We start from the raw sequence: 18,811 nt of genomic DNA on the forward strand, positions 1-18,811 counted from the left end.
CAAAAAATGAAGGATTAAGATTTTGGCAGGAAGTAGCTTATTAACATTGCTGGATGATATTGCCACCTTACTGGATGACATTTCAGTGATGGGTAAACTGGCGGCGAAAAAAACCGCAGGTGTGCTGGGAGATGATTTATCGCTTAACGCCCAACAGGTGAGTGGGGTAAGGGCTAACCGTGAACTGCCGGTTGTGTGGGGCGTGGCAAAAGGCTCCTTCCTGAATAAGGTGATTCTGGTACCGCTGGCGCTGCTGATCAGCGCGTTTATTCCCTGGGCCATCACGCCATTGCTGATGATTGGCGGAGCATTTCTCTGCTTCGAGGGCGTGGAGAAGGTTCTGCACTCCTTTAGCGCGCGCAAAGAGAGCGATACGCCGGAGATGCGCCAGCAGCGTCTTGAAGCGCTGGCCGCTCAGGATCCGAAAACCTTCGAGCGCGATAAGGTCAAAGGCGCCATTCGGACCGACTTTATCCTGTCCGCGGAGATTGTCGCCATTACGCTGGGCATCGTGTCTGACGCGCCGCTCCTGAATCAGGTCCTGATCCTCTCCGGTATCGCCATTCTGGTCACCGTCGGCGTCTACGGCCTGGTGGGACTTATCGTGAAGCTGGATGATATCGGCTACTGGCTGGAGGAGAAATCGAGCGCGGTGGCAAGAGGCATCGGCAAAAGCCTGCTGGTTCTGGCCCCGTGGCTGATGAAGAGTTTGTCGGTGGTAGGCACGCTGGCGATGTTCCTCGTGGGCGGTGGGATCGTGGTTCACGGTATCGCTCCGCTGCACCATGCTATCGAGCATTTTTCCTCGGCGCAGGGGGCCGTTGTCGCGGCGATCCTGCCGACGCTGCTGAATCTGGTGCTGGGCTTTATCATTGGCGCTATCGTGGTTGCGGCGGTGAAGCTGGTTGAAAAACTACGCGGCGCGTCGCACTAATTGTTACCCGCTGTGGGATGCAAAAAGACCATTCCTCGTCTAAATTGAAACAGTTTCACCCTGATACAGGAGGCAGGTATGGTCTTTTTGGTCAGTGATGAAGTTAAGCCTAAGAAGGGCGGCCCACGAATGATTGTCACCGGGTATTCCAGCGGAATGGTGGAATGTCGGTGGCACGATGGCTACAGCATCAAGCGGGAAGCATTTCGTGAAGATGAGCTTCAGCCGGGGGACGGGCAGCACAAGCGGGACAAGGCTTAATCACATAACGCCCGGCTTTGCCGGGCGTTTTTATCTCAAGTACCGGGTGTAAGGCAGTCATCATGGAGTGTGTGTGCAGCGCGATACCTTTGTTGTAAGACAATCTTTTTTGCAATGGCTGCATAAGCGTAGCAATCCGGGGTTGATTGTTAATCTCTGTTTTCTGGTCGTTCTGGTGTTTTCCACTCTCCTGACCTGGCGTGAGGTGGTGGTCCTCGAAGAGGCATATATCTCCAGCCAGCGTAACCATCTGGATACGGTGGCCAGTTCGCTGGACAGGCAGTTACAGAACAGCGTGGACAGGATGCTGTTGTTCCGTCAGGGCATGCGTGATGCAATCCAGACGCCGCTGGCATTTGATGTATTACGGAATGCGGTGTCACGCTTTAACACTCTCCGCATGCTCCCCACCTGGCAGCTTGCCGTTGATAAAAAACGCACCCTTCCCATTAACGGCGTTTCGGATACGTTCGTCGAAAAAACCACGCTTCTGAATCGTGACGATGAACGCCTCAGTCACGAAATTTCTGCCACGCTTGAAGTGGGGTATCTGCTCAGGCTGGCGTCATCGAGAGCGCAAACGGAAGCGCGCGTGATCTACGTGTCCCGCGCCGGATTTTTCATTTCTACGGATACGCCGGACCACGCGGATGATATTACCTCCCGCTATTATCATCTGGTCACGCAGTCCTGGTTTACCCAGCAGTCAGAACGGAACAATCGCGCTCGAGCGGTGCGCTGGTTTATCTCTACCCCTTCATCCTGGACCCATGATGAACGTACGATCACCGCCAGCGTCCCCATCTATTTCGATCATTACTGGTATGGCGTCGTGGCGATGGATTTTACGTTGAGCACGATGCAGCGTCTGCTGGCCGATGCGACGGAAGATCGAACGGAGGGGGAGTATCAGCTGTACGATACCCGGCTCAATATGATTGCCACCTCAGCCCACGCGGAAAACGCGGTTAACCATTTTGACGAACGCGAGACGGCGCAGATTGCTCGGGCGATTGAGTATGCTACCGGCGGCGGGATCCGCCTCGGAAGCCGTTTTGTTAGCTGGGAGCGGCTCGATCACTTCGACGGCGTTGTCCTGCGGATCCACACCCTGCATGAAGGGGTACAAGACGACTTCGGCAGCATCAGCATCGTACTGGCGCTGCTGTGGGCGCTCTTTACCGCCATGCTATTGATCTCCTGGCTGGTGATCCGTCGGATGGTGAGTAACATGTACACGCTTCAGCACTCGCTCCAGTGGCAGGCCTGGCATGACCCGCTTACCCGGCTAAATAATCGCGGCGCGCTGTTTGACCGGGCAAAATTGCTGGCGGAAACCTGTCGCCAGCAGTCGCTGCCGTTCTCGGTGATTCAGATCGATCTCGACCATTTTAAAAACATCAACGACCGTTTCGGCCATCAGGCCGGTGATAAAGTCCTCTCCCACACGGCAGGACTGATTGCCAGCGCGTTACGCAAGAATGATGTCGCAGGGCGCGTAGGCGGGGAAGAGTTTTGCGTCGTCCTGCCGGGGATCGGTCTGGAAGAGGCGAAAAACGTCGCGGACCGCATTCGCTGCCGGATCAACAGTAAGGAGATCCTGGTGAAAAAGAGCACGACGCTACGCATCAGCGCGTCGCTGGGGGTCAGCGGCGCGGATGAAGCGGGTAACTACGAGTTTGAACAGCTACAGTCCGTGGCGGACGCCCGGCTGTACCAGGCCAAACAGGGCGGCCGTAACCGGGTCGTCTGGCGGGATTAGGACAGAAAGTGATCCAGCCCCTCCTGCCAGCCCGCCGGGCCGGGCTGCCGGGTGTGATAAACCCGGGCAGGGTTATCATCCCGTAGCGTGATGCCCTCGCGGTTAATGCCCTTAATCACCACCGCGAAGTCAACGCTGTCGAGCAGCGGCGCATCGTTAGGGCCGTCGCCGAGCCCCAGCGTGGTGGGTTCGATCTCTTCCTGCTCGCGGTACTGCGCAATCAGCCAGTTAACCGCAACGTCCTTGCCGCAGCGGGCGTCCAGAATATGCCAGAAGCGCGCCCCCTGCAGACATTTCAGGCCGCTGTGCGCCAGCTCCTCTTCAAACTGGAGCATTTTCTCGTCGGTATCGCGCCAGATGAGCGTGACGGACGCTTCATGCCTGCGGGCAAGCGCCGAGCGGTAGCGCGTCAGTCCGGTCCACTCGCTGATGACATGCTCATCCACGTCGTCAAAGGTGGTGAATTTAAAGCCCGTCTGCAGGCGAATTTGCTCGATCCGCGGGCGAATATCCCGGTGCGTCATCCCCCTGATCTGGCGCTGAACCTTCTCCCAACGCACGTCGGGCTGAATCACCGCGCCGTTCTCGGCAATAAAAGGCAAGCCTTCCAGCCCCAGATCCTGCTGGATATCCAGCATCTCTGCCGCGGTCTTGCTGCTGCAAAGAATGACCGGTATCTGGTTATCCAGCAGGCTGTCCAGCCAGGGCATGGCGGGTTGCCAGTCATAGGTATGAATATCCAGCAACGAGCCATCCAGGTCCGAAAAAATCAGCAATGTATCCCGCAGTGAAGGCATAGCGACTCCTGTTCACGGTTGCGCTGCAATCTAAGAAAATTCCTAAAAAAAACCGAGTTGTTAACAGGGTAAAAAAGAGATGTCCCTGGCAAACCCGCATTCGGCGTGCGTTATTGCTCATAACAAAAAGCATTATGTTAAAAATATTATATTCAACATAAGAATATATGCTTGTCAGACAAATTCGTTGGGGATAGTGTGGCGTGTACATCAGATTTCCTGGTGTAACGAATTTTCAAGTGCTTCTTGCATAAGCAAGTTTTGATCCCGGCCATCCCCATGACCGGGATTTTTTTCGCCCTATCGATTGGCCTCAGACACGCTAAAGTCGTGAATATCAAGCTCGAAGGCCTCGGCCAGCTCACGATAGGTGTGATAATCCCTTCCGTTAACAATGACGCGGTCCGAATTGTCGTCCGTCCGGCGGACTTCCGACTCACTGATCTCATTGATGGCGGCCAGCAGGGCATCGACATCCACCTCGACTTCGCGCTTGATGGTGTCGCTGTACTCTTTATCGGTCTTCATTACGGGGTTCCTCATTCAACCGTGTCCAACGGTAAGTATAGACTGTGCATAAAAACGCCATTCACACCGGGCGGCGATGTGCGTTTTTGCGTTTTGTTCTACACTGGCTCAAAACCAGAGGAGGAATGTATGAAGGTCAACGATCGGGTAACGGTTAAAACGGACGGTGGGCCGCGCCGCCCGGGTGTGGTGCTGGCAATTGAAGAGTTTAGCGAAGGCACAATGTATCTGGTATCACTCGAAGACTACCCGCTCGGCATCTGGTTTTTTAACGAACTGGGGCATCCGGACGGCATTTTTGTAGAGAAAGCAGACTAGCACGGCGTCGGGTAGCACAGCGCGTGCCCGACAACCTCACAGAAGCAAAAATCTCTGGCCAGGCCAGAGATCAAAGGTAGGGTGCACAGGGTCTTTTCTTAAGCGACTAACGCATGTTGACGAAAATCCCGTTCGTCACATTATCGGTCAGGCGTACCACGTGGTAGATCACTTGCTTATTATGCGTTTTAATTTTCCTTTTAATATTTCCTTTGTGTGACGAAACGGTTTTCGCTTTAATATTCATCTGGTCCGAGATCTGAATAGTTCCTTGTCCCGCCATCCACATTCGCAGCATACTTGATTCAGTCCTGCTTAATGATAAGGTGGGTAAGTTAACCGCTCCTACATTCTTAACTTCTTTATTCAAATAATCACCCAGAATGTCATCCAGCGACTCTGGTTTAATCGATTTAGAACTGATCAATAAATTTTTACGGACCAACAAATACTCATCGAAATGGATATTCGCGATCGCCATAAAAACAATAAACAGGGTTTTTGGATGCTGATTAATGATTTGCTTAATGTGCTGACTGTTGGCTGGATCGTGAATGAAACAGTCCTCATTAATAAACACCACGCCTGGTTTTAGTTCGTCACAAGCGGCTGCGAGTTCGTCAACGGTGTGTGCATCGTTGATGTCTCTCTTTCTTACCCCTCTGCTTGCCAGGTACCCGGTTAACCCTAGCCGGGTGTAGCTGCATAAATCCATAATGATCGTTGACATGGCATACCCTCACTCAATGCGTAACGATAATTCACCATCTGCCTGAGAGCTCAAAACAGCCATACGGGATGGAAAAAAATAATAAACCTGTGAGCATGACAAAGACTTTCAGGCGGACTCACTATCCCGTAAAGTTACGTATAATTTGCCAGGAATCTTCTTAAAGTAAAGTAAATATTAAGTATTGTGAGGTGGTTAGAAACAATTAAACCGCGTCAGATATATCCTGGAAGATGTTTTTCACGTTTTATTTTAGGAATATCCTCAGAAAGACATTAACGACAGTGCGGGCTATTATTTACGTGGCAGTTCGCTGACAATATCCGCTAACAGGTTGAATATCTCGCCGAATAAATGTTCACAGAAGGGAGCGATAAGTGGCATTAGCAATGACATTAATAAAATTCCCACCGTCAGCGTCAGCGGAAAACCAATGACAAACACCGAAAGCTGCGGTGCCATTCGGTTGAGTAAACCTAATGCCAGGTTGACGGTCAGCAGCAGGGTGATGATCGGCAGCGCCAGCATCAGCCCGTTCAGGAATATCAGCCCCGCAGCGCGAGTGAGCGCCAGAAAGGCGTTGCTGTTCACCGGATTTTCGCCAATCGGCAGCGTATGGAACGTATCCACCAGCATGGAGATAAGCCACAGATGGCCGTTGAACGACAGGAACAGCAGCATGGCGAGCAGATCGATAATACGCGCCAGCACGGGCATGTTGAGATGACTACCGGGATCAACAAACGTGGCGAACGATAGCCCCATCTGCAGGCCGATCAGTTCCCCTGCGGTGCGCACCGCGGCAAAGGCGAGCTGCATGGTAAAGCCGACGGCGACGCCAATCATCACCTGCTGCAGGGCCACCCACACCGCGTTCGCCGAGAAGATCGGAATATCCACGGGGGGAAGAGAGGGCGCGACGATAATGGAGATGATAATGCCCAGCCCCACCTTGACGCGCTTGGGTATCGATTTCTCACTGAGAATGGGGGCGGTGGAGATCAGCGCCATGATGCGCAGCATCGGCCAGAAATAGACGCCGAGCCACTGAACCCACTGGTCGCTGGTGAAGTGCAGCATCGTCAGGTCAGCCGATGATGTACGGCAGATTGGTAAACAGGTTGCGCATATAGTCCAGCAACAGGTTCAGCATCCACGGCCCGGCGACGATAATCGCCACGAACACGGCGATGATTTTCGGGATGAACGACAGCGTCATTTCGTTAATCTGCGTGGCGGCCTGCAGGATACTGATAATCAGACCGGTAACCAGCGCGACAAGCAGCAGCGGCGCGGCAACGGCAATCGCGATTTTCATCGCTTCCGTGCCCATCATCATGACCGATTCAGGTGTCATTGCCGTTCCTTAACTGTAGAAACTCTGCGCCAGCGAACTGACCAGCAGCTGCCAGCCGTCGACCAGAACAAAGAGCATGATCTTAAAGGGCAGGGCAATGGTCGCGGGCGGCACCATCATCATCCCGAGCGCCATCAGGACGCTGGCGATCACCAGGTCGATAATCAGGAACGGAATAAAGATGGTAAAGCCGATCTGGAACGCGGTTTTCAGCTCGCTGGTGACATAGGCAGGCAGAAGAATACGCATTGGCACTGCTTCCGGCCCCTGCAGCTCGCCGGTATTGGACAGGCGGGCAAAAAGGGCCAGGTCGGCTTCGCGCGTCTGGCGCAGCATAAATTCTCGCAGCGGCTGTGCGCCTTTATCCAGCGCCTCCTGCATGGAGATTTTATCTTCGCTGAACGGCTGATAGGCGTCGGTATAAATCTTATCAATAACCGGCGACATAATGAAAAAGGTCAAAAACAGCGCCAGCCCCAGCAGAACCTGGTTTGGCGGAGCGGAAGGGGTTCCCAGCGCGTTTCGCAGCAGACCAAAGACGATAATGATGCGGGTGAAGCTGGTCATCATCAGCAGGATGGCCGGAATAAACGTCAGCGAGGTGATGAAAACCAGCGTCTGGACTGGAAGCGACCAGCTTTGTCCGCCGCCCGCGAGAGGGGTTGAGACCAGACCGGGCAGCTGCGCATAAACCGCGGGAGCAAACAGGCCAACGCCCGCAAGCGTCAGGGATAACAAACGGCGCATCAGGATCTCCCGGAACGCTTAAGCAAACTCTTCATGACGGACTGAAAATCCGCAGGGGCGTCTGCGCGCTCGTCCACCACAGCAGGGGCGGGCGGCAGTTTATGTAATACGCTGATGTTTGAGGCCGTGACGCCCAGGACCAGACGCGCGTCATCCACCTCGACGATGACCACGCGTTCGCGTGGCCCCAGCGTGGTGCTGGCGCTGACCTTCAGGCCGCGGGCACCGGCGGTTTTACCCGCCAGGCCAAAGCGCTTCGCCAGCCAGGCGGCGATAAGGATAAAGGCAATAATACCGAACAATGCCCCGCTCACCTGGAGCAGAGGCGAGCCGGGAACGGCAGAAGGCTGTGATATTGTTGCCTGGGTTTTCATGCTTAACGGCTCAGACGACGCATACGTTCAGACGGGGTAATGATGTCGGTGATACGTACGCCGTATTTATCGGCAACCACCACCACTTCACCCTGGGCAATCAGATAGCCGTTGATCAGAATATCCAGCGGCTCACCGGCCAGGCCGTCAAGGGCCACGACGGAACCTTGCGTCAGGCGCAGCAGCTCTTTAATGGTCATACGGGTGCGTCCCAGCTCAACGGTCAGCTTAACCGGGATATCCATAATCAGGTCGATGTCCTGCAGCGTGCCGCTGACGTCACCGCCGCCGAGCTGCTGGAATACGGCATCCGCTGCACTTTTGGCCGGGGGTGCTTTTTGCTCGTTTAACGCGTCAGCCCACAGATCGTCCAGTGCTCCGCTGTTTTCATCGGACGGATTGTTCATGTCACTCATTTGGGCTGTTCCTCATTCAGCGAATTCAAAATCGGGTTGATCAAGTGCTCAACGCGTAACGCATACTGACCGTTAATCGTGCCGTACTGGCTTGTCAGCACGGGGACACCATCCACGTGGGCAATAATGCGGTCGGGTTTTTCTATCGGCAAAACATCGCCGGGTTGTAATTTCAGGATCTGAGATAGCCGCAGCGGGATATCGGCGAAGCTCGCCACCAGCTCAAGCTGCGAATGCTGGACCTGGCGAACCAGGTTTTCACGCCAGTTCTGGTCTTCGTTGCGGGAGTTCTCCAGCGGCGGGTTAACCAGCAGCTCGCGCAGCGGTTCGATCATGCTGAACGGCAGGCAGATGTTGAACTCGCCGGTCAGGTTGCCGATCTCCACGTGGAACGGGGTGTTAACGACGATATCGTTCGGGGAGGTGGTGATATTGGTAAATTTCACCTGCATCTCAGAACGGACGTACTCAACTTCCAGCGGGTTGATCGCTTTCCACGCGTCGCTATAAGACTCCAGCGCCAGCTTCAGCATGCGGTTAATGACGCGCTGTTCGGTGTGGGTGAATTCACGACCTTCTACTTTGGTCGGGAAACGCCCGTCGCCGCCGAACAGGTTATCCACCGCGATGAACACCAGGCTTGGCGAAAACACCACCAGACCGGTGCCGCGCAGCGGCTTCAGATGAATCAGGTTAAGGTTGGTTGGCACCGGCAGGTTGCGGGCAAACTCATGATACGGCTGAATGCGGATCGCACCGACCGTGATATCCGGGCTACGACGCAGCAGGTTGAACAGCCCCATACGGAACTGACGTGCAAAACGTTCGTTAATGATCTCCAGCGCCTGCAGACGTTCACGTACCACGCGACGCTGGGTATTCGGATCATAGGGACGAATATCGCTATCGCCGCCAATACCCGGTTTAGGATCATCATTGTTATCGCTGTCGCCGTTGAGCAGCGCATCGATTTCTGCCTGAGAAAGAATACTGTCGCCCATGTCGTTACCGCAGAATGAATGCTGTATACAGAACGTCAGTGACTTCCTGCTTAGGTTGGCCGTTTACCAGCGGGGTCGCCAGCGTTTGTTTGATGGCGTCGACCAGCTTTTGCTTACCCACATCGGTGGCAAGCGCCGAAGCGTCCTGACGAGAAAACAGCAGCAGAAGTCGGCTGCGCACTTCTGGAAGGTAATCGTTCAGACGTGAACGGGTCGCTTCATCCTTCAGGCGCAGCGTAATGCCAACATAAAGCACGCGATCCGCGTCACCCAGATTGACGGTGAAGGTATCCAGCGGGAAAAACACTGGAGCTGGCGGAGGTGGCGCTTCAGCTTTGGCTGCAGCGGTGGTAGGTTCCTGCTGCATACGCCAGTAACTATAGCCCGCGGTGGCGCAGGCGGCGAGCGTGATCAACACCAGCAGCGGGATCCAGATGGAACGCTTACTTTTTTTGGTGATAGCGGAGTCAGTCATCTGATACGAGCTTCCTGTTTCGGTACAGCTTAATAAGGTGATTATCCCGTGTCCTGCTGTCGTCAAAGCGTGGAAAAGACGGGGATAATCACGCTACCTCTGGCGTTTAGGCGAAGATGTCTACGGCACTGTTACCGCGCGCGGCGGATTGCAGGGCGGCAGGAACAGGCAGTAGTTCATCGCTCTCTTCATTAAAACCGCCGGTGTTGCCGGAACGCGAAGCCTGGTGCTGCTGCTGGGATGAGGACTGCTGTTGTCCGGCGAAGCTCTCGCTGCTGACGCTGCTCTGCGAAAGCTGAATGCCGTTCTCCGCCAGTGAGGTCCGCAGCATCGGCAGCGCGGCTTCCAGTGCCGCACGAACATGGCTGTGCGCAGAGACCATCTGCAGCTGCGCCTGATTATCATCCAGCTTAAGCGAAATTTGCACCTGACCCAGATCTTCCGGGTGCAGACGCAGCTCAGCCGTCTGCTGGCCCTGCTTAGTAAACAGGGTGATGTGCTGGCTCAGGGATTGCTGCCATTCGTGGGTTCCCAGAGGCTGGCTTAGCACCGGCGCAGTGGCGACGGTGGCGGCCGTCTGACTGGTCGCATGGCTGGACATAATCGGTGCCAGGGTAGCCGTTGGGGATGATGAAGAGGAAGAACTGGCGAGCTCCTGCTTCTCTGCCGCCGCGGCCACGGCCGGGGTTGCCGGCGCGTTGCCCGGCAGGGCAGGTTCGTTGTTTTTCACCTGGCTCTGATAAGGTGTAGAACTCTGCGCTTTATCATGGCCTCCCGGAGGCGCGTTCAGGGACGGTTGTCCCGCGCCGTTTTGCGAAAGCGTCGCGGAATTCAGCGTTGAGGTGGCGGCAACGCCGTCGCTGCCTGCCGGGCGAGAGGCGGTAGTTTGCTGGTGCGGCAGCATCGCCATCAGCGCGCTTAATCCGGCCAGCTCTTCTTCGCTCAGCTCGCTTTTACCGTCATCTTTGCTGTTCGCGGCATTGAGGGTCTTCAGCGCGTCACCCTTAGACAGCGGCACCAGCCCGGAAACCAGCGTATCAAGCGGCGTGACGGGCGACGTTTCATCGCCATTCAGCGCGGTTTGGCGCGAAAGCAGATCGGCAATTTTGGCCTGCAGGGTGGTATCACCTTTGGCGTCCTGAGCCACTTTTGACAGTTTACTGCCGGCGGCTTTCAGGTCAGCCAGGGTCAGCGGCGCATCTTTGCCTTTGCCCGTTGCGTCCGACAGGGCGCCCGCCAGCAGAGAGAGAAAGTCCTGTGCACCGTCGGTGCCTTTCCCCGTTTGCGTGCCGCCTGACGGGTCGCTGTCGCTCATCAGCAGTTGTTGCAGTGTGATCATTCCGGTTTCCTCATTGATGCGCGCTGGGCAAACTCATCCATTTTCTTCTGATCCAGACGGTTTTCCGCCAGGGTCGTTGCCGCGATCTGTCGGTCCTGTAAAGTCTGCCAGGCCTGCAGCCGCTGCTTCTTCTCACGCCAGAAATTCAGCGCGGTATCGACTTTCTGGGTCCACTGGTTAAGCTGCTGGCGATGCTGATCTATCGCCTTCTCCAGCGTCTGGATAAACTGCTGATAGTTAATCCAGCGCTGGCTGCCAATGCCCTGTGTCATATCGGTATTGAGGTTGGTGCGATATTCATGCTGATAGTCGATCAACATCTTCAACTGTTCTTCAGCCTGCTGGCACCCGCGTCGCATTGCGCCAAGCTGCAATGCGGCATCATCAACTTCTTTTTCAGCCAGATCTTTCAGCGTTGATAACGCGCTGTTTTGCGCCATGACCTTCGCCCTCCACCTGTGTTACACCTGCGGGAAAATCAGCTCCAGTGCCTGAATTGAATCTTCCCAGTCGGCGCGTTCAAAAATGCCCTGTTGCAAAAATGCCTCCAGCTGCGGCCACAGGCTAATCGCTTTGTCGAGCATCGGGTCGCTGCCTTTGGCATACGCCCCCACGCTGACCAGATCGCGGTTGCGCTGGAAGCTGGAGAGGAGTTGTTTGAAGTTACGCACGCGGGCGTAGTGCTTCTCGGTTATCAGCGCCGTCATTGCGCGGCTGATAGAGGCTTCAATATCAATGGCCGGATAGTGCCCGGCTTCGGCCAGACGACGCGACAGCACGATATGACCGTCAAGGATCGCGCGCGCGGAGTCGGCAATCGGGTCCTGCTGGTCATCGCCTTCCGTCAGTACCGTATAGAACGCGGTGATGGAGCCGCCGCCGCTGATGCCGTTCCCCGCGCGCTCAACCAGGGCAGGGAGCTTGGCAAAGACCGAAGGCGGGTAGCCTTTGGTCGCCGGTGGCTCACCGATGGCCAGCGCGATTTCACGCTGCGCCATCGCGTAGCGGGTCAGGGAATCCATGATCAGCAGCACGTGTTTGCCGCGGTCCCGGAAATCTTCGGCAATACGGGTGGCGTACGCCGCACCCTGCATACGCAGCAGCGGCGACACGTCCGCCGGCGCGGCGATAACCACCGAACGGGCGCGGCCTTCCGCACCCAGAATGTTTTCAATAAAGTCTTTTACTTCACGACCACGTTCGCCAATCAGCCCCACGACGATCACATCGGCCTGCGTGTAGCGCGCCATCATGCCGAGCAGGACGGATTTACCCACGCCTGACCCGGCGAACAGGCCCATACGTTGTCCACGTCCCACGGTCAGCAGGGCGTTAATCGGGCGCACGCCGGTGTCCAGCACGTGCTCGATAGGGGTACGCTGCAGGGGGTTGAACGGTTGGGTGATCAGCGCGCCGGTTTCGGTGGTGTCCGGGGAGGGCAGCCCGTCGAGCGGTTTCCCGCTGCCGTCCAGCACGCGGCCCAGCAGGGCAGGGCCAAGCGGCAGCTGTTTCCCGCTTTGCAGCCCGTCGCCAGAAATGTTTTTGGCATACACGCGCGCGCCGGGCAGAATGCCTTCCACCTCTTCAAGCGGCATCAGGAACAGACGCTGGCCGTTAAAACCGACCACTTCGCTTTCAACTTCACGCATTTCCAGACCATCCTGACGCTCGATGACGCAGGTCGCGCCCAGCGGAAGCTGCAGGCCAGTGGCCTCCAGTACCAGACCGGTGGCGCGCGTCAGGCGCCCATAACGACGAACGGACGGCAGTTGCGCCATCTTCGTCTCAAAGTTGTCGAGCGTGGTGAGCCAGCGGGTGAGGCGCGCAGTCATCAGACGACTCCCGGTGCCGCCAGGCGGCACAGTTCCTGCCAGCGGGTGGCAACGCTGGCATCCAGGTCACCTTCATCGGCAGAGACTTTGCAGCCGCCGTGATGTAACGACGGGTCGCCGCGCAGACGCCAGCCGTGCAGGTTTAGCGTCGCCCCCAGGCTTTCTTCAACGCGCTGCAGGTCGTCCGGGTGGACGCGCAGCTGAGGCTTCCCGCTGAACAGCGGCTCCTGCTGAAGCAGACCCTGAATTTGTTTGATCAGAGCAGTGTTATCCACCACGGGCGTCTGGCCGATAACCTGACGCGCGGCTTCCAGCGCCATCTGCATCAGTCGCGAGGCAATCACGCTGTCCAGCGCGTCCAGCGTGTGCTGAAACTCGCTGACCAGCTGCTGCATGCGGGCATGGATCGGCGCCTGCTGCTGGCGCGCCTGATCGATACCGTGCTCTAGCCCTTTTGACAGACCTTCCTGATACCCCAGCTCATGGCCTTTCTGCCGACCTTCGTTCAGACCGGCATTGTAGCCCTGCTCGTGCGCCTGCATTTGCAGCTGAGCCAGCATCTGTGCCTGCTGTTCCTCTTCGCTCAGCTCGGGCTGCTCGACGTCCGGATCGCGCTCCTCGGTCGGTATCACGGCTGGCGTGAACTCGGAAAGGGGAGGGGCCAGATCGTCCGGCGTCCAGCGCTTCCACGGCAGCTCATTAGACATAGGTGTCGTCTCCGCTGCCAATCACCATCTCGCCGGTTTCCGCCAGACGACGAACGATAAGCAGAATGGCTTTCTGTTCGTTTTCCACCTGAGACAGACGAACCGGGCCGCGGTTGGCAAGGTCGTCGCGCAGGATATCGGCCGCACGCTGAGACATGTTGCGCAGGAACTTCTCGCGCAGCGGCTGCTCGGCACCTTTGAGAGCGATAAGCAGCGACTCGGAATCCACTTCCTGGAGCAGGCGCTGGATGCTGCGGTCGTCCACTTCGACGAGGTTTTCGAACAGGAACATCTCGTCGATGATTTTCTGTGCCAGCTCGCCGTCGAATTCGCGAACCGCCGTAATGACGGCTTCTTCCTGCTGCGTTTTCATCAGGTTGATGATTTCCGCCGCCGTTCTCACGCCGCCCATTTTGCTGCGCTTGAGGTTCTGACCGTCGAGCAGGTTGTTCAGCACTTCGGTCAGCTCCGCCAGCGCGGCCGGCTGGACGCCGCCGAAGGTGGCGATACGCAGCATCACATCGTGGCGAAGGCGCTCTTCGAACAGCGCCAGAATATCGGCCGCCTGGCCACGTTTGAGGTGGACAAGGATGGTGGCGATAATCTGCGGGTGCTCGTCGCGAATAAGGTCGGCGGCACTCTGCGGTTCCATAAAGTTAAGCGTTTCGATACCGCTGGCGGTATCGCGCGTTTCCAGAATATCTTCCAGCAGGCTCGCAGCACGCTCCTCGCCCAGCGCCTTGACCAGCACGGAACGCAGGTAGTCGTTGGCGTTTACGTTCAGCGCGGCAAACTGTTCGGCTTCCTGTTCAAATTCCGACAGCACTTCGGTCAGCTGTTTATTGGAGATTTGACGCACGCTGGCCATGGCCGCACTGAGAATTTGCACTTCACGCTGGGAGAGGTGCTTAAACACCTCTGCCGCGCGATCTTCGCCAATGGTCATCAACAGGATGACGCTTTTATCGGTGCCCGTAAGCGTATTACTCATGTTCGTTACCCATCCACTGGCGGATGACCAGCGCCACGACGCGCGGATCGTTATCTGACATTTCGCGAATGCGCTGGCTCATGACCTCAGCGCCCATGCGCTGGTTAGCACGACGCTGCTGCATCTGTTCATCTTTACTGAGGCGAACTTCAACCGCTTCTTCCGTTTCCTGGCGCGTAGACATCTGTTCGCGAGCCGCTTTTTCGGCTTCAGCACGACGCTGAAGCTGCGGACGAACGCCCTTACGCCACAGCAGCCACGCGACAATCAGCACCAGCAGCCAGCGTCCTGCGGACATCAGCTGATCGATAAACGCCTGCTGTTGCCAGAACGGCAGTTCACCGCCGGTCTCTTCAACCGAGTTGAACGGTGAGTTCACCACGTTGAGGGTATCGCCGCGCTTCTCGGAGTAACCCATCGCTTCACGGGTCAGGTTTTCAATCTGCTTCATCTGCTCGGCGGTCAGCGGCAACGGTTTGCCATCCGCCAGCGTTTTGTAGTTCACCACCACCGCAACAGACAGACGCTGAATATCGCCCACGTTCAGTTTAGTGTGGCGAATCGTCCGATCCACTTCGTAGTTCGTGGTTTCGTTACGACTGCTGGTGCGTGGACCGGCGTTACTGGCCGTCGAGGTGGTTTGCTGATTTTGCTGACCGTTCTGCTGATTGGCCGGAGGCGTCGAAATCGGCGCCGCGTTAGCCGGGGCCGGTTGGTTAGACAGCGCGCCCGGCACGCCGCCCGGGTACGCACCGCCGACCTGCTCGTTCGAATTGATCTGGCGTGAACGCATCACCGCCTGAGCCGCATCGCCGTTCGGGCTGTATTGTTCTTCAGTCTGTTCTTTATTCGCGAAGTCGATCTGCGCGGTAACCTGCGCGTGCACGTTGCTGTTACCCACGACCGGGCCGAGGATGGCTTCAATACGGCGCTGGAGGCGGTTTTCGACATCGGAGGCATACTTCAGCTGCGCATCATTCAGATCGCGACCGGCGGTATTGGATTGCGTCAGCAGGTGACCGCTTTGGTCAACCAGCGTCACGTTACCCGGCGGCAGGCCGGCGACGGCGCTGGAGACGAGGTGCGTCACCGCGCTGATTTGCCCTTCGTCCAGCGCGCGGCCAGGTTGGAGGTTCACGGTCACGGAAGCCGAAGGTGATTTCTGTTCACGAACAAATAAAGAAGGTTTAGGCATCGCCAGGTGCACGCGGGCACTCTTCACCGGGCCTAATGTTTCAATAGTGCGGGCCAGTTCACCTTCCAGCGCACGCTGGTAGTTCACCTGCTCGCTGAACTGGCTGATACCGAATTTTTCCTGATCCAGCAGCTCAAAGCCCACCGCGCCGCCTTTTGGCAGCCCCTGCTGAGCCAGACGCAGACGCAGTTCGTGCACCTTATCTGCCGGTACCTCAAGCGCACCGCCATTATCGGCAAAGCGATAAGGGATGTTCATCTGGGTCAGCTGGGTGACGATGGCGCCGCCATCCTGATCGGAAAGGTTACTGTAGAGCGTCCGGTAATCAGGGCTTTTCGCCCACAGGACCATCGCTACAAGGATCGCAATTGCGGCAGCGCCTGCCACGATCAACGGGATTTTAGGATTCGCGCGAAGGCGGTTCATCCACTCGAGTGATTTATTCTGCGGCGCTGTCGATGCTGTTGCACTCATTGCGCACCTCTTAAATCCTGGTGGTTTACGTTATTCGTGTAGAGAAACAAAACTGACTCCCGGGTCGGCAAACACGACAAAAGTTCCATATTGATGGCCCTGCCATTATTTGATGATTCGTGATTTTCTATGCGTCAAATAACCTGGTTTTTTCATGCTATTTACCGCCATTATCTTATTGACAAGCTGTTAGTCTTGACCGCGTAAAAAACCATCCAGGGGAGAGTCATGGCTATACAGGGCATTGAAGGGGTAATCAGTCAGTTGCAGGCAACGGCGATGACGGCCCGTAATCAGAATGTGGCAGATCAGCAGCCGAGCATCAGCTTCGCAGGGCAACTGCATGCCGCTCTTGACCGTATCAGTGATACCCAGACCGCAGCGCGCACTCAGGCTGAGAAATTCACCCTCGGTGAGCCGGGCGTGGCGCTGAATGATGTGATGACCGATTTGCAAAAAGCCTCGGTTTCCCTGCAGATGGGGATCCAGGTGCGTAACAAGCTGGTGTCGGCGTATCAGGAAGTGATGGGGATGCAGGTTTAGGTTATTTAACCTGATGATATTTCAAATTAATAATCATTCGACTCCACAGGATGGGGCATGGATAGGGCAAACTCACTCAACTTCTGGTTGAGGATGAGCACCTGGTCCTGGTTATTTTCAGCCATCCAGGATCCGTACACCCGGTAAACCATCTGCACGTCGGTGTGGCCCGTTAGCTTCGCTATGAAGTTCGGGTTGGCACCGGCAGCAAGAATGGTAACACCGGTAGTGCGGTTGTTACTTATAAACTGCAGCAGGCCAATATGTATTCATATCCATCGTGCCCTCAAAATTATCTTATCTTGTTACATGAAGGCCTTGAAAGGTTGTAGGTGGTCTTCGAAAGTGGGTGATAATATTTACTAAAATTACACCACGGCCTCTTAATCAATGAGAAACAATACCTTAGATGCAGCAAGGCTTCTTGCGAGCTTCTTCATCATTGTCGTTCACTCCGGTGGATTTCATGAGTTGGCTCCAGGGCACGCCGACATGTTCCAGGCATCGTCAAGATGGGCCGTTCCCTTCTTTTTCCTGGTGTCAGGTTATTTTATGGGAACGGTGAAGTTGATAGATATGTCAGACAAGATAAACAAATTGTTTAGCATTCTTATATATTCATCGATAATTTATATACCAATAGTGTACTTCCAAAAATCCAGTGATGTGACAGAAATGATATATCAGTTATTTTCATTTTCTACACTTCGCTCTGGAACGTTTTTCCATCTATGGTTTATTCCTTCACTTATGCTTGGGATTATTGTAACAAACTACTTCATAAAAAACCTACCTGCAAAGAAGGCTTTATTTATATCTTCTGTAATTGTTTTTGCATATTGGATATGTGATATAGCCCAGTCTTTTGGATTGTTAATGAACAGAAATGAGCCGTTCTATTTCTTCAGAACTCTCATAAGTATACCCCTTGTGTATGTAGGATACTTGTTAGCATTCAATAAGATATCGTTAGCAACGAAACGAGGGTATCTATGGTTAATGCTGTTTTTTTCATTCTTGCTGACTGTAGTGGAAGTGCCTGTAGTTAAACTTCTTCCATATGAAAGCATAGCGAACAGACAATTCCCACTATTTAGCATAGTTACTGCGGTGGTTGTTTTATTATTGTGCTTAAGCTACAAAACCAAAGAAACAGCTATGGCAAATGCTGGAAGATGGTACTCACTTGGTATTTATCTGATACATCCTTTGGTTCTTTATTTTATTGTTCCTGCATTTAAATCTCATGGCATTGATAGTTCTTTCCTTAACCTTATATCGGCATTCGTGATATCATTATTTATATTGATTTTTCTTAAAAATTATCTTCCTGCAGCTTATAGAAAAATGAGCGGGATTGGGGTTAGCTAATGCAGTACCGTCATTAACATAGCCATTAATGGTGGAGGGAATGGCCAGACGCTGATAACGGAAGAGAGTGAGGCGATAGCGGATGCAGGTTTAAGACCTATCGATCTTCGCTGGCAGCCGCAGCGCTTTAATGCCACAATATTTTTTTCTTCGAATGCAGGAAAGATGATGAAAAAAATAGCAATTGCTGGCGCGCTGCTGGCACTGACCGGGTGCGTTCAGGTCGATAACTATAACGACGTGATCAAGCATCCTGTCCCGGCGCATCTGGCGGGATACTGGCAGTCGAAAGGGCCGCAGAGCAACATGGTCAGTCCGAAGGCGATTGCCACGCTGGTGGTGACGGAGGAGGGCGATACGCTGGACTGCCGTCAGTGGCAGCGCGTGATTGCCGTGCCGGGTAAAATCATGCTGCGTTCAGACAGTTATTACAACGTAACGCGTAAACTCGATATCTATCCGCTGGAGCGCGATGGATCCGTGCTTGAGTACGACGGGCTGGAGCTGCAGAAGGTTGACCGCCCAACGGTTGAGTGTGCGGATTACCTGAGCAAGAATCCGCTGGAGAGTAAGCTTCCGTAGCCATTTGTTGCCGGGTGGCGGCTTCGCCTGACCCGGCCTACAAAAGTACCGTCCCGTAGGCCGGGTAAGCGTCAGCG

22 protein-coding genes and 2 pseudogenes are annotated in these 18,811 nt (G+C 55.1%); 7 read left to right on the forward strand and 17 right to left on the reverse strand.

Annotated features, from left to right (window positions below; all coding sequences use genetic code 11):
• Nucleotides 1-22: 22 nt before the first annotated feature.
• From V4835_RS09125 to dgcQ, 3 genes are all read left to right on the forward strand, one after another.
• Nucleotides 23-934 carry a DUF808 domain-containing protein gene (locus V4835_RS09125; RefSeq protein WP_331411997.1) on the forward strand — a complete coding sequence of 304 codons (912 nt, stop codon included), beginning with the start codon at nucleotides 23-25 and terminating at the stop codon, nucleotides 932-934.
• Nucleotides 935-1,012: 78 nt separating this feature from the next.
• A complete protein-coding gene (locus tag V4835_RS09130; RefSeq protein WP_008500307.1) occupies nucleotides 1,013-1,195 on the forward strand; it encodes a YodC family protein in 183 nt (60 codons plus the stop codon).
• 73 nt (nucleotides 1,196-1,268) lie between these two features.
• A complete protein-coding gene (gene dgcQ / locus V4835_RS09135) occupies nucleotides 1,269-2,957 on the forward strand; it encodes a cellulose biosynthesis regulator diguanylate cyclase DgcQ (protein ID WP_331411998.1) in 1,689 nt (562 codons plus the stop codon).
• On the opposite strand, the gene V4835_RS09140 is transcribed toward dgcQ, so the two are convergent.
• A complete protein-coding gene (locus V4835_RS09140) occupies nucleotides 2,954-3,754 on the reverse strand; it encodes a mannosyl-3-phosphoglycerate phosphatase-related protein (RefSeq protein ID WP_331411999.1) in 801 nt (266 codons plus the stop codon). The genes dgcQ and V4835_RS09140 overlap by 4 nt on opposite strands.
• 300 nt (nucleotides 3,755-4,054) lie before the next feature.
• Nucleotides 4,055-4,282 carry a YodD family peroxide/acid resistance protein gene (yodD, locus tag V4835_RS09145; RefSeq protein WP_013097742.1) on the reverse strand — a complete coding sequence of 76 codons (228 nt, stop codon included), beginning with the start codon at nucleotides 4,280-4,282 and terminating at the stop codon, nucleotides 4,055-4,057.
• 129 nt (nucleotides 4,283-4,411) lie between these two features.
• Here yodD and dsrB point away from each other — a divergent pair, with 129 nt between their 5' ends.
• Nucleotides 4,412-4,600, forward strand: coding sequence for a protein DsrB (gene dsrB, locus V4835_RS09150; RefSeq protein ID WP_008500312.1), 189 nt, complete (start codon nucleotides 4,412-4,414; stop codon nucleotides 4,598-4,600).
• 106 nt (nucleotides 4,601-4,706) lie between these two features.
• On the opposite strand, the gene rcsA is transcribed toward dsrB, so the two are convergent.
• The 14 genes and pseudogenes from rcsA to fliF form a co-directional block, all read right to left on the reverse strand.
• Nucleotides 4,707-5,330, reverse strand: coding sequence for a transcriptional regulator RcsA (gene rcsA, locus V4835_RS09155; protein ID WP_008500313.1), 624 nt, complete (start codon nucleotides 5,328-5,330; stop codon nucleotides 4,707-4,709).
• Nucleotides 5,331-5,605: 275 nt separating this feature from the next.
• Nucleotides 5,606-6,410: pseudogene (gene fliR, locus V4835_RS09160) on the reverse strand (flagellar biosynthetic protein FliR).
• Nucleotides 6,411-6,417: 7 nt separating this feature from the next.
• Nucleotides 6,418-6,687 carry a flagellar biosynthesis protein FliQ gene (fliQ, locus tag V4835_RS09165; protein WP_008500315.1) on the reverse strand — a complete coding sequence of 90 codons (270 nt, stop codon included), beginning with the start codon at nucleotides 6,685-6,687 and terminating at the stop codon, nucleotides 6,418-6,420.
• A gap of 9 nt (nucleotides 6,688-6,696) precedes the next feature.
• The gene (gene fliP, locus V4835_RS09170) at nucleotides 6,697-7,434 is read right to left on the reverse strand and encodes a flagellar type III secretion system pore protein FliP (protein ID WP_008500316.1); all 738 of its coding nucleotides are present in this window, start codon (nucleotides 7,432-7,434) and stop codon (nucleotides 6,697-6,699) included.
• Nucleotides 7,434-7,808 (reverse strand): flagellar biosynthetic protein FliO, encoded by a 375-nt coding sequence (gene fliO, locus V4835_RS09175; protein WP_121424285.1) that lies wholly within the window; start codon nucleotides 7,806-7,808, stop codon nucleotides 7,434-7,436. Before fliO ends, fliP begins: the two co-directional genes overlap by 1 nt.
• Before the next feature lie 2 nt (nucleotides 7,809-7,810).
• A complete protein-coding gene (gene fliN / locus V4835_RS09180) occupies nucleotides 7,811-8,224 on the reverse strand; it encodes a flagellar motor switch protein FliN (RefSeq protein ID WP_023312308.1) in 414 nt (137 codons plus the stop codon).
• Nucleotides 8,221-9,225, reverse strand: coding sequence for a flagellar motor switch protein FliM (fliM, locus tag V4835_RS09185; RefSeq protein ID WP_023336184.1), 1,005 nt, complete (start codon nucleotides 9,223-9,225; stop codon nucleotides 8,221-8,223). Before fliM ends, fliN begins: the two co-directional genes overlap by 4 nt.
• A gap of 4 nt (nucleotides 9,226-9,229) precedes the next feature.
• Nucleotides 9,230-9,700, reverse strand: coding sequence for a flagellar basal body-associated protein FliL (gene fliL / locus V4835_RS09190; protein ID WP_023312306.1), 471 nt, complete (start codon nucleotides 9,698-9,700; stop codon nucleotides 9,230-9,232).
• 106 nt (nucleotides 9,701-9,806) lie between these two features.
• A complete protein-coding gene (gene fliK / locus V4835_RS09195; RefSeq protein ID WP_063143655.1) occupies nucleotides 9,807-11,039 on the reverse strand; it encodes a flagellar hook length control protein FliK in 1,233 nt (410 codons plus the stop codon).
• Nucleotides 11,036-11,479, reverse strand: coding sequence for a flagellar export protein FliJ (fliJ, locus tag V4835_RS09200; protein ID WP_023312304.1), 444 nt, complete (start codon nucleotides 11,477-11,479; stop codon nucleotides 11,036-11,038). Before fliJ ends, fliK begins: the two co-directional genes overlap by 4 nt.
• A gap of 21 nt (nucleotides 11,480-11,500) precedes the next feature.
• The gene (gene fliI / locus V4835_RS09205; protein WP_331412000.1) at nucleotides 11,501-12,871 is read right to left on the reverse strand and encodes a flagellar protein export ATPase FliI; all 1,371 of its coding nucleotides are present in this window, start codon (nucleotides 12,869-12,871) and stop codon (nucleotides 11,501-11,503) included.
• Nucleotides 12,871-13,578, reverse strand: coding sequence for a flagellar assembly protein FliH (gene fliH / locus V4835_RS09210; RefSeq protein ID WP_331412001.1), 708 nt, complete (start codon nucleotides 13,576-13,578; stop codon nucleotides 12,871-12,873). Before fliH ends, fliI begins: the two co-directional genes overlap by 1 nt.
• Nucleotides 13,571-14,569, reverse strand: a complete 999-nt coding sequence (gene fliG / locus V4835_RS09215) for a flagellar motor switch protein FliG (protein WP_063143657.1) — start codon at nucleotides 14,567-14,569, stop codon at nucleotides 13,571-13,573. The genes fliH and fliG overlap by 8 nt, the downstream gene beginning before the upstream one ends.
• Nucleotides 14,562-16,238: a flagellar basal-body MS-ring/collar protein FliF gene (fliF, locus tag V4835_RS09220; protein ID WP_331412002.1), complete on the reverse strand. Its 1,677-nt coding sequence runs from the start codon at nucleotides 16,236-16,238 to the stop codon at nucleotides 14,562-14,564. Before fliF ends, fliG begins: the two co-directional genes overlap by 8 nt.
• Before the next feature lie 228 nt (nucleotides 16,239-16,466).
• On the opposite strand from fliF, the gene fliE reads away from it, so the two are divergent.
• A complete protein-coding gene (gene fliE / locus V4835_RS09225) occupies nucleotides 16,467-16,781 on the forward strand; it encodes a flagellar hook-basal body complex protein FliE (protein WP_008500329.1) in 315 nt (104 codons plus the stop codon).
• Between the two features lie 26 nt (nucleotides 16,782-16,807).
• Here the strand turns inward: fliE and V4835_RS09230 are convergent.
• Nucleotides 16,808-16,993 (reverse strand): annotated as a pseudogene (locus V4835_RS09230) (integrase); the annotation flags it as partial.
• A gap of 178 nt (nucleotides 16,994-17,171) precedes the next feature.
• On the opposite strand from V4835_RS09230, the gene V4835_RS09235 reads away from it, so the two are divergent.
• Complete coding sequence (locus V4835_RS09235; protein ID WP_331412003.1) at nucleotides 17,172-18,152, forward strand: acyltransferase family protein; 981 nt, start codon at nucleotides 17,172-17,174, stop codon at nucleotides 18,150-18,152.
• A 168-nt stretch (nucleotides 18,153-18,320) separates the two neighbouring features.
• Entirely contained in the window at nucleotides 18,321-18,734 is a 414-nt protein-coding gene (yedD, locus tag V4835_RS09240) for a lipoprotein YedD (protein ID WP_023336171.1), read from the forward strand.
• Nucleotides 18,735-18,811 lie beyond the last annotated feature (77 nt).

The organism is Enterobacter cloacae complex sp. CARB60, from assembly GCF_036487345.1.
Lineage (GTDB): Bacteria > Pseudomonadota > Gammaproteobacteria > Enterobacterales > Enterobacteriaceae > Enterobacter > Enterobacter asburiae_D.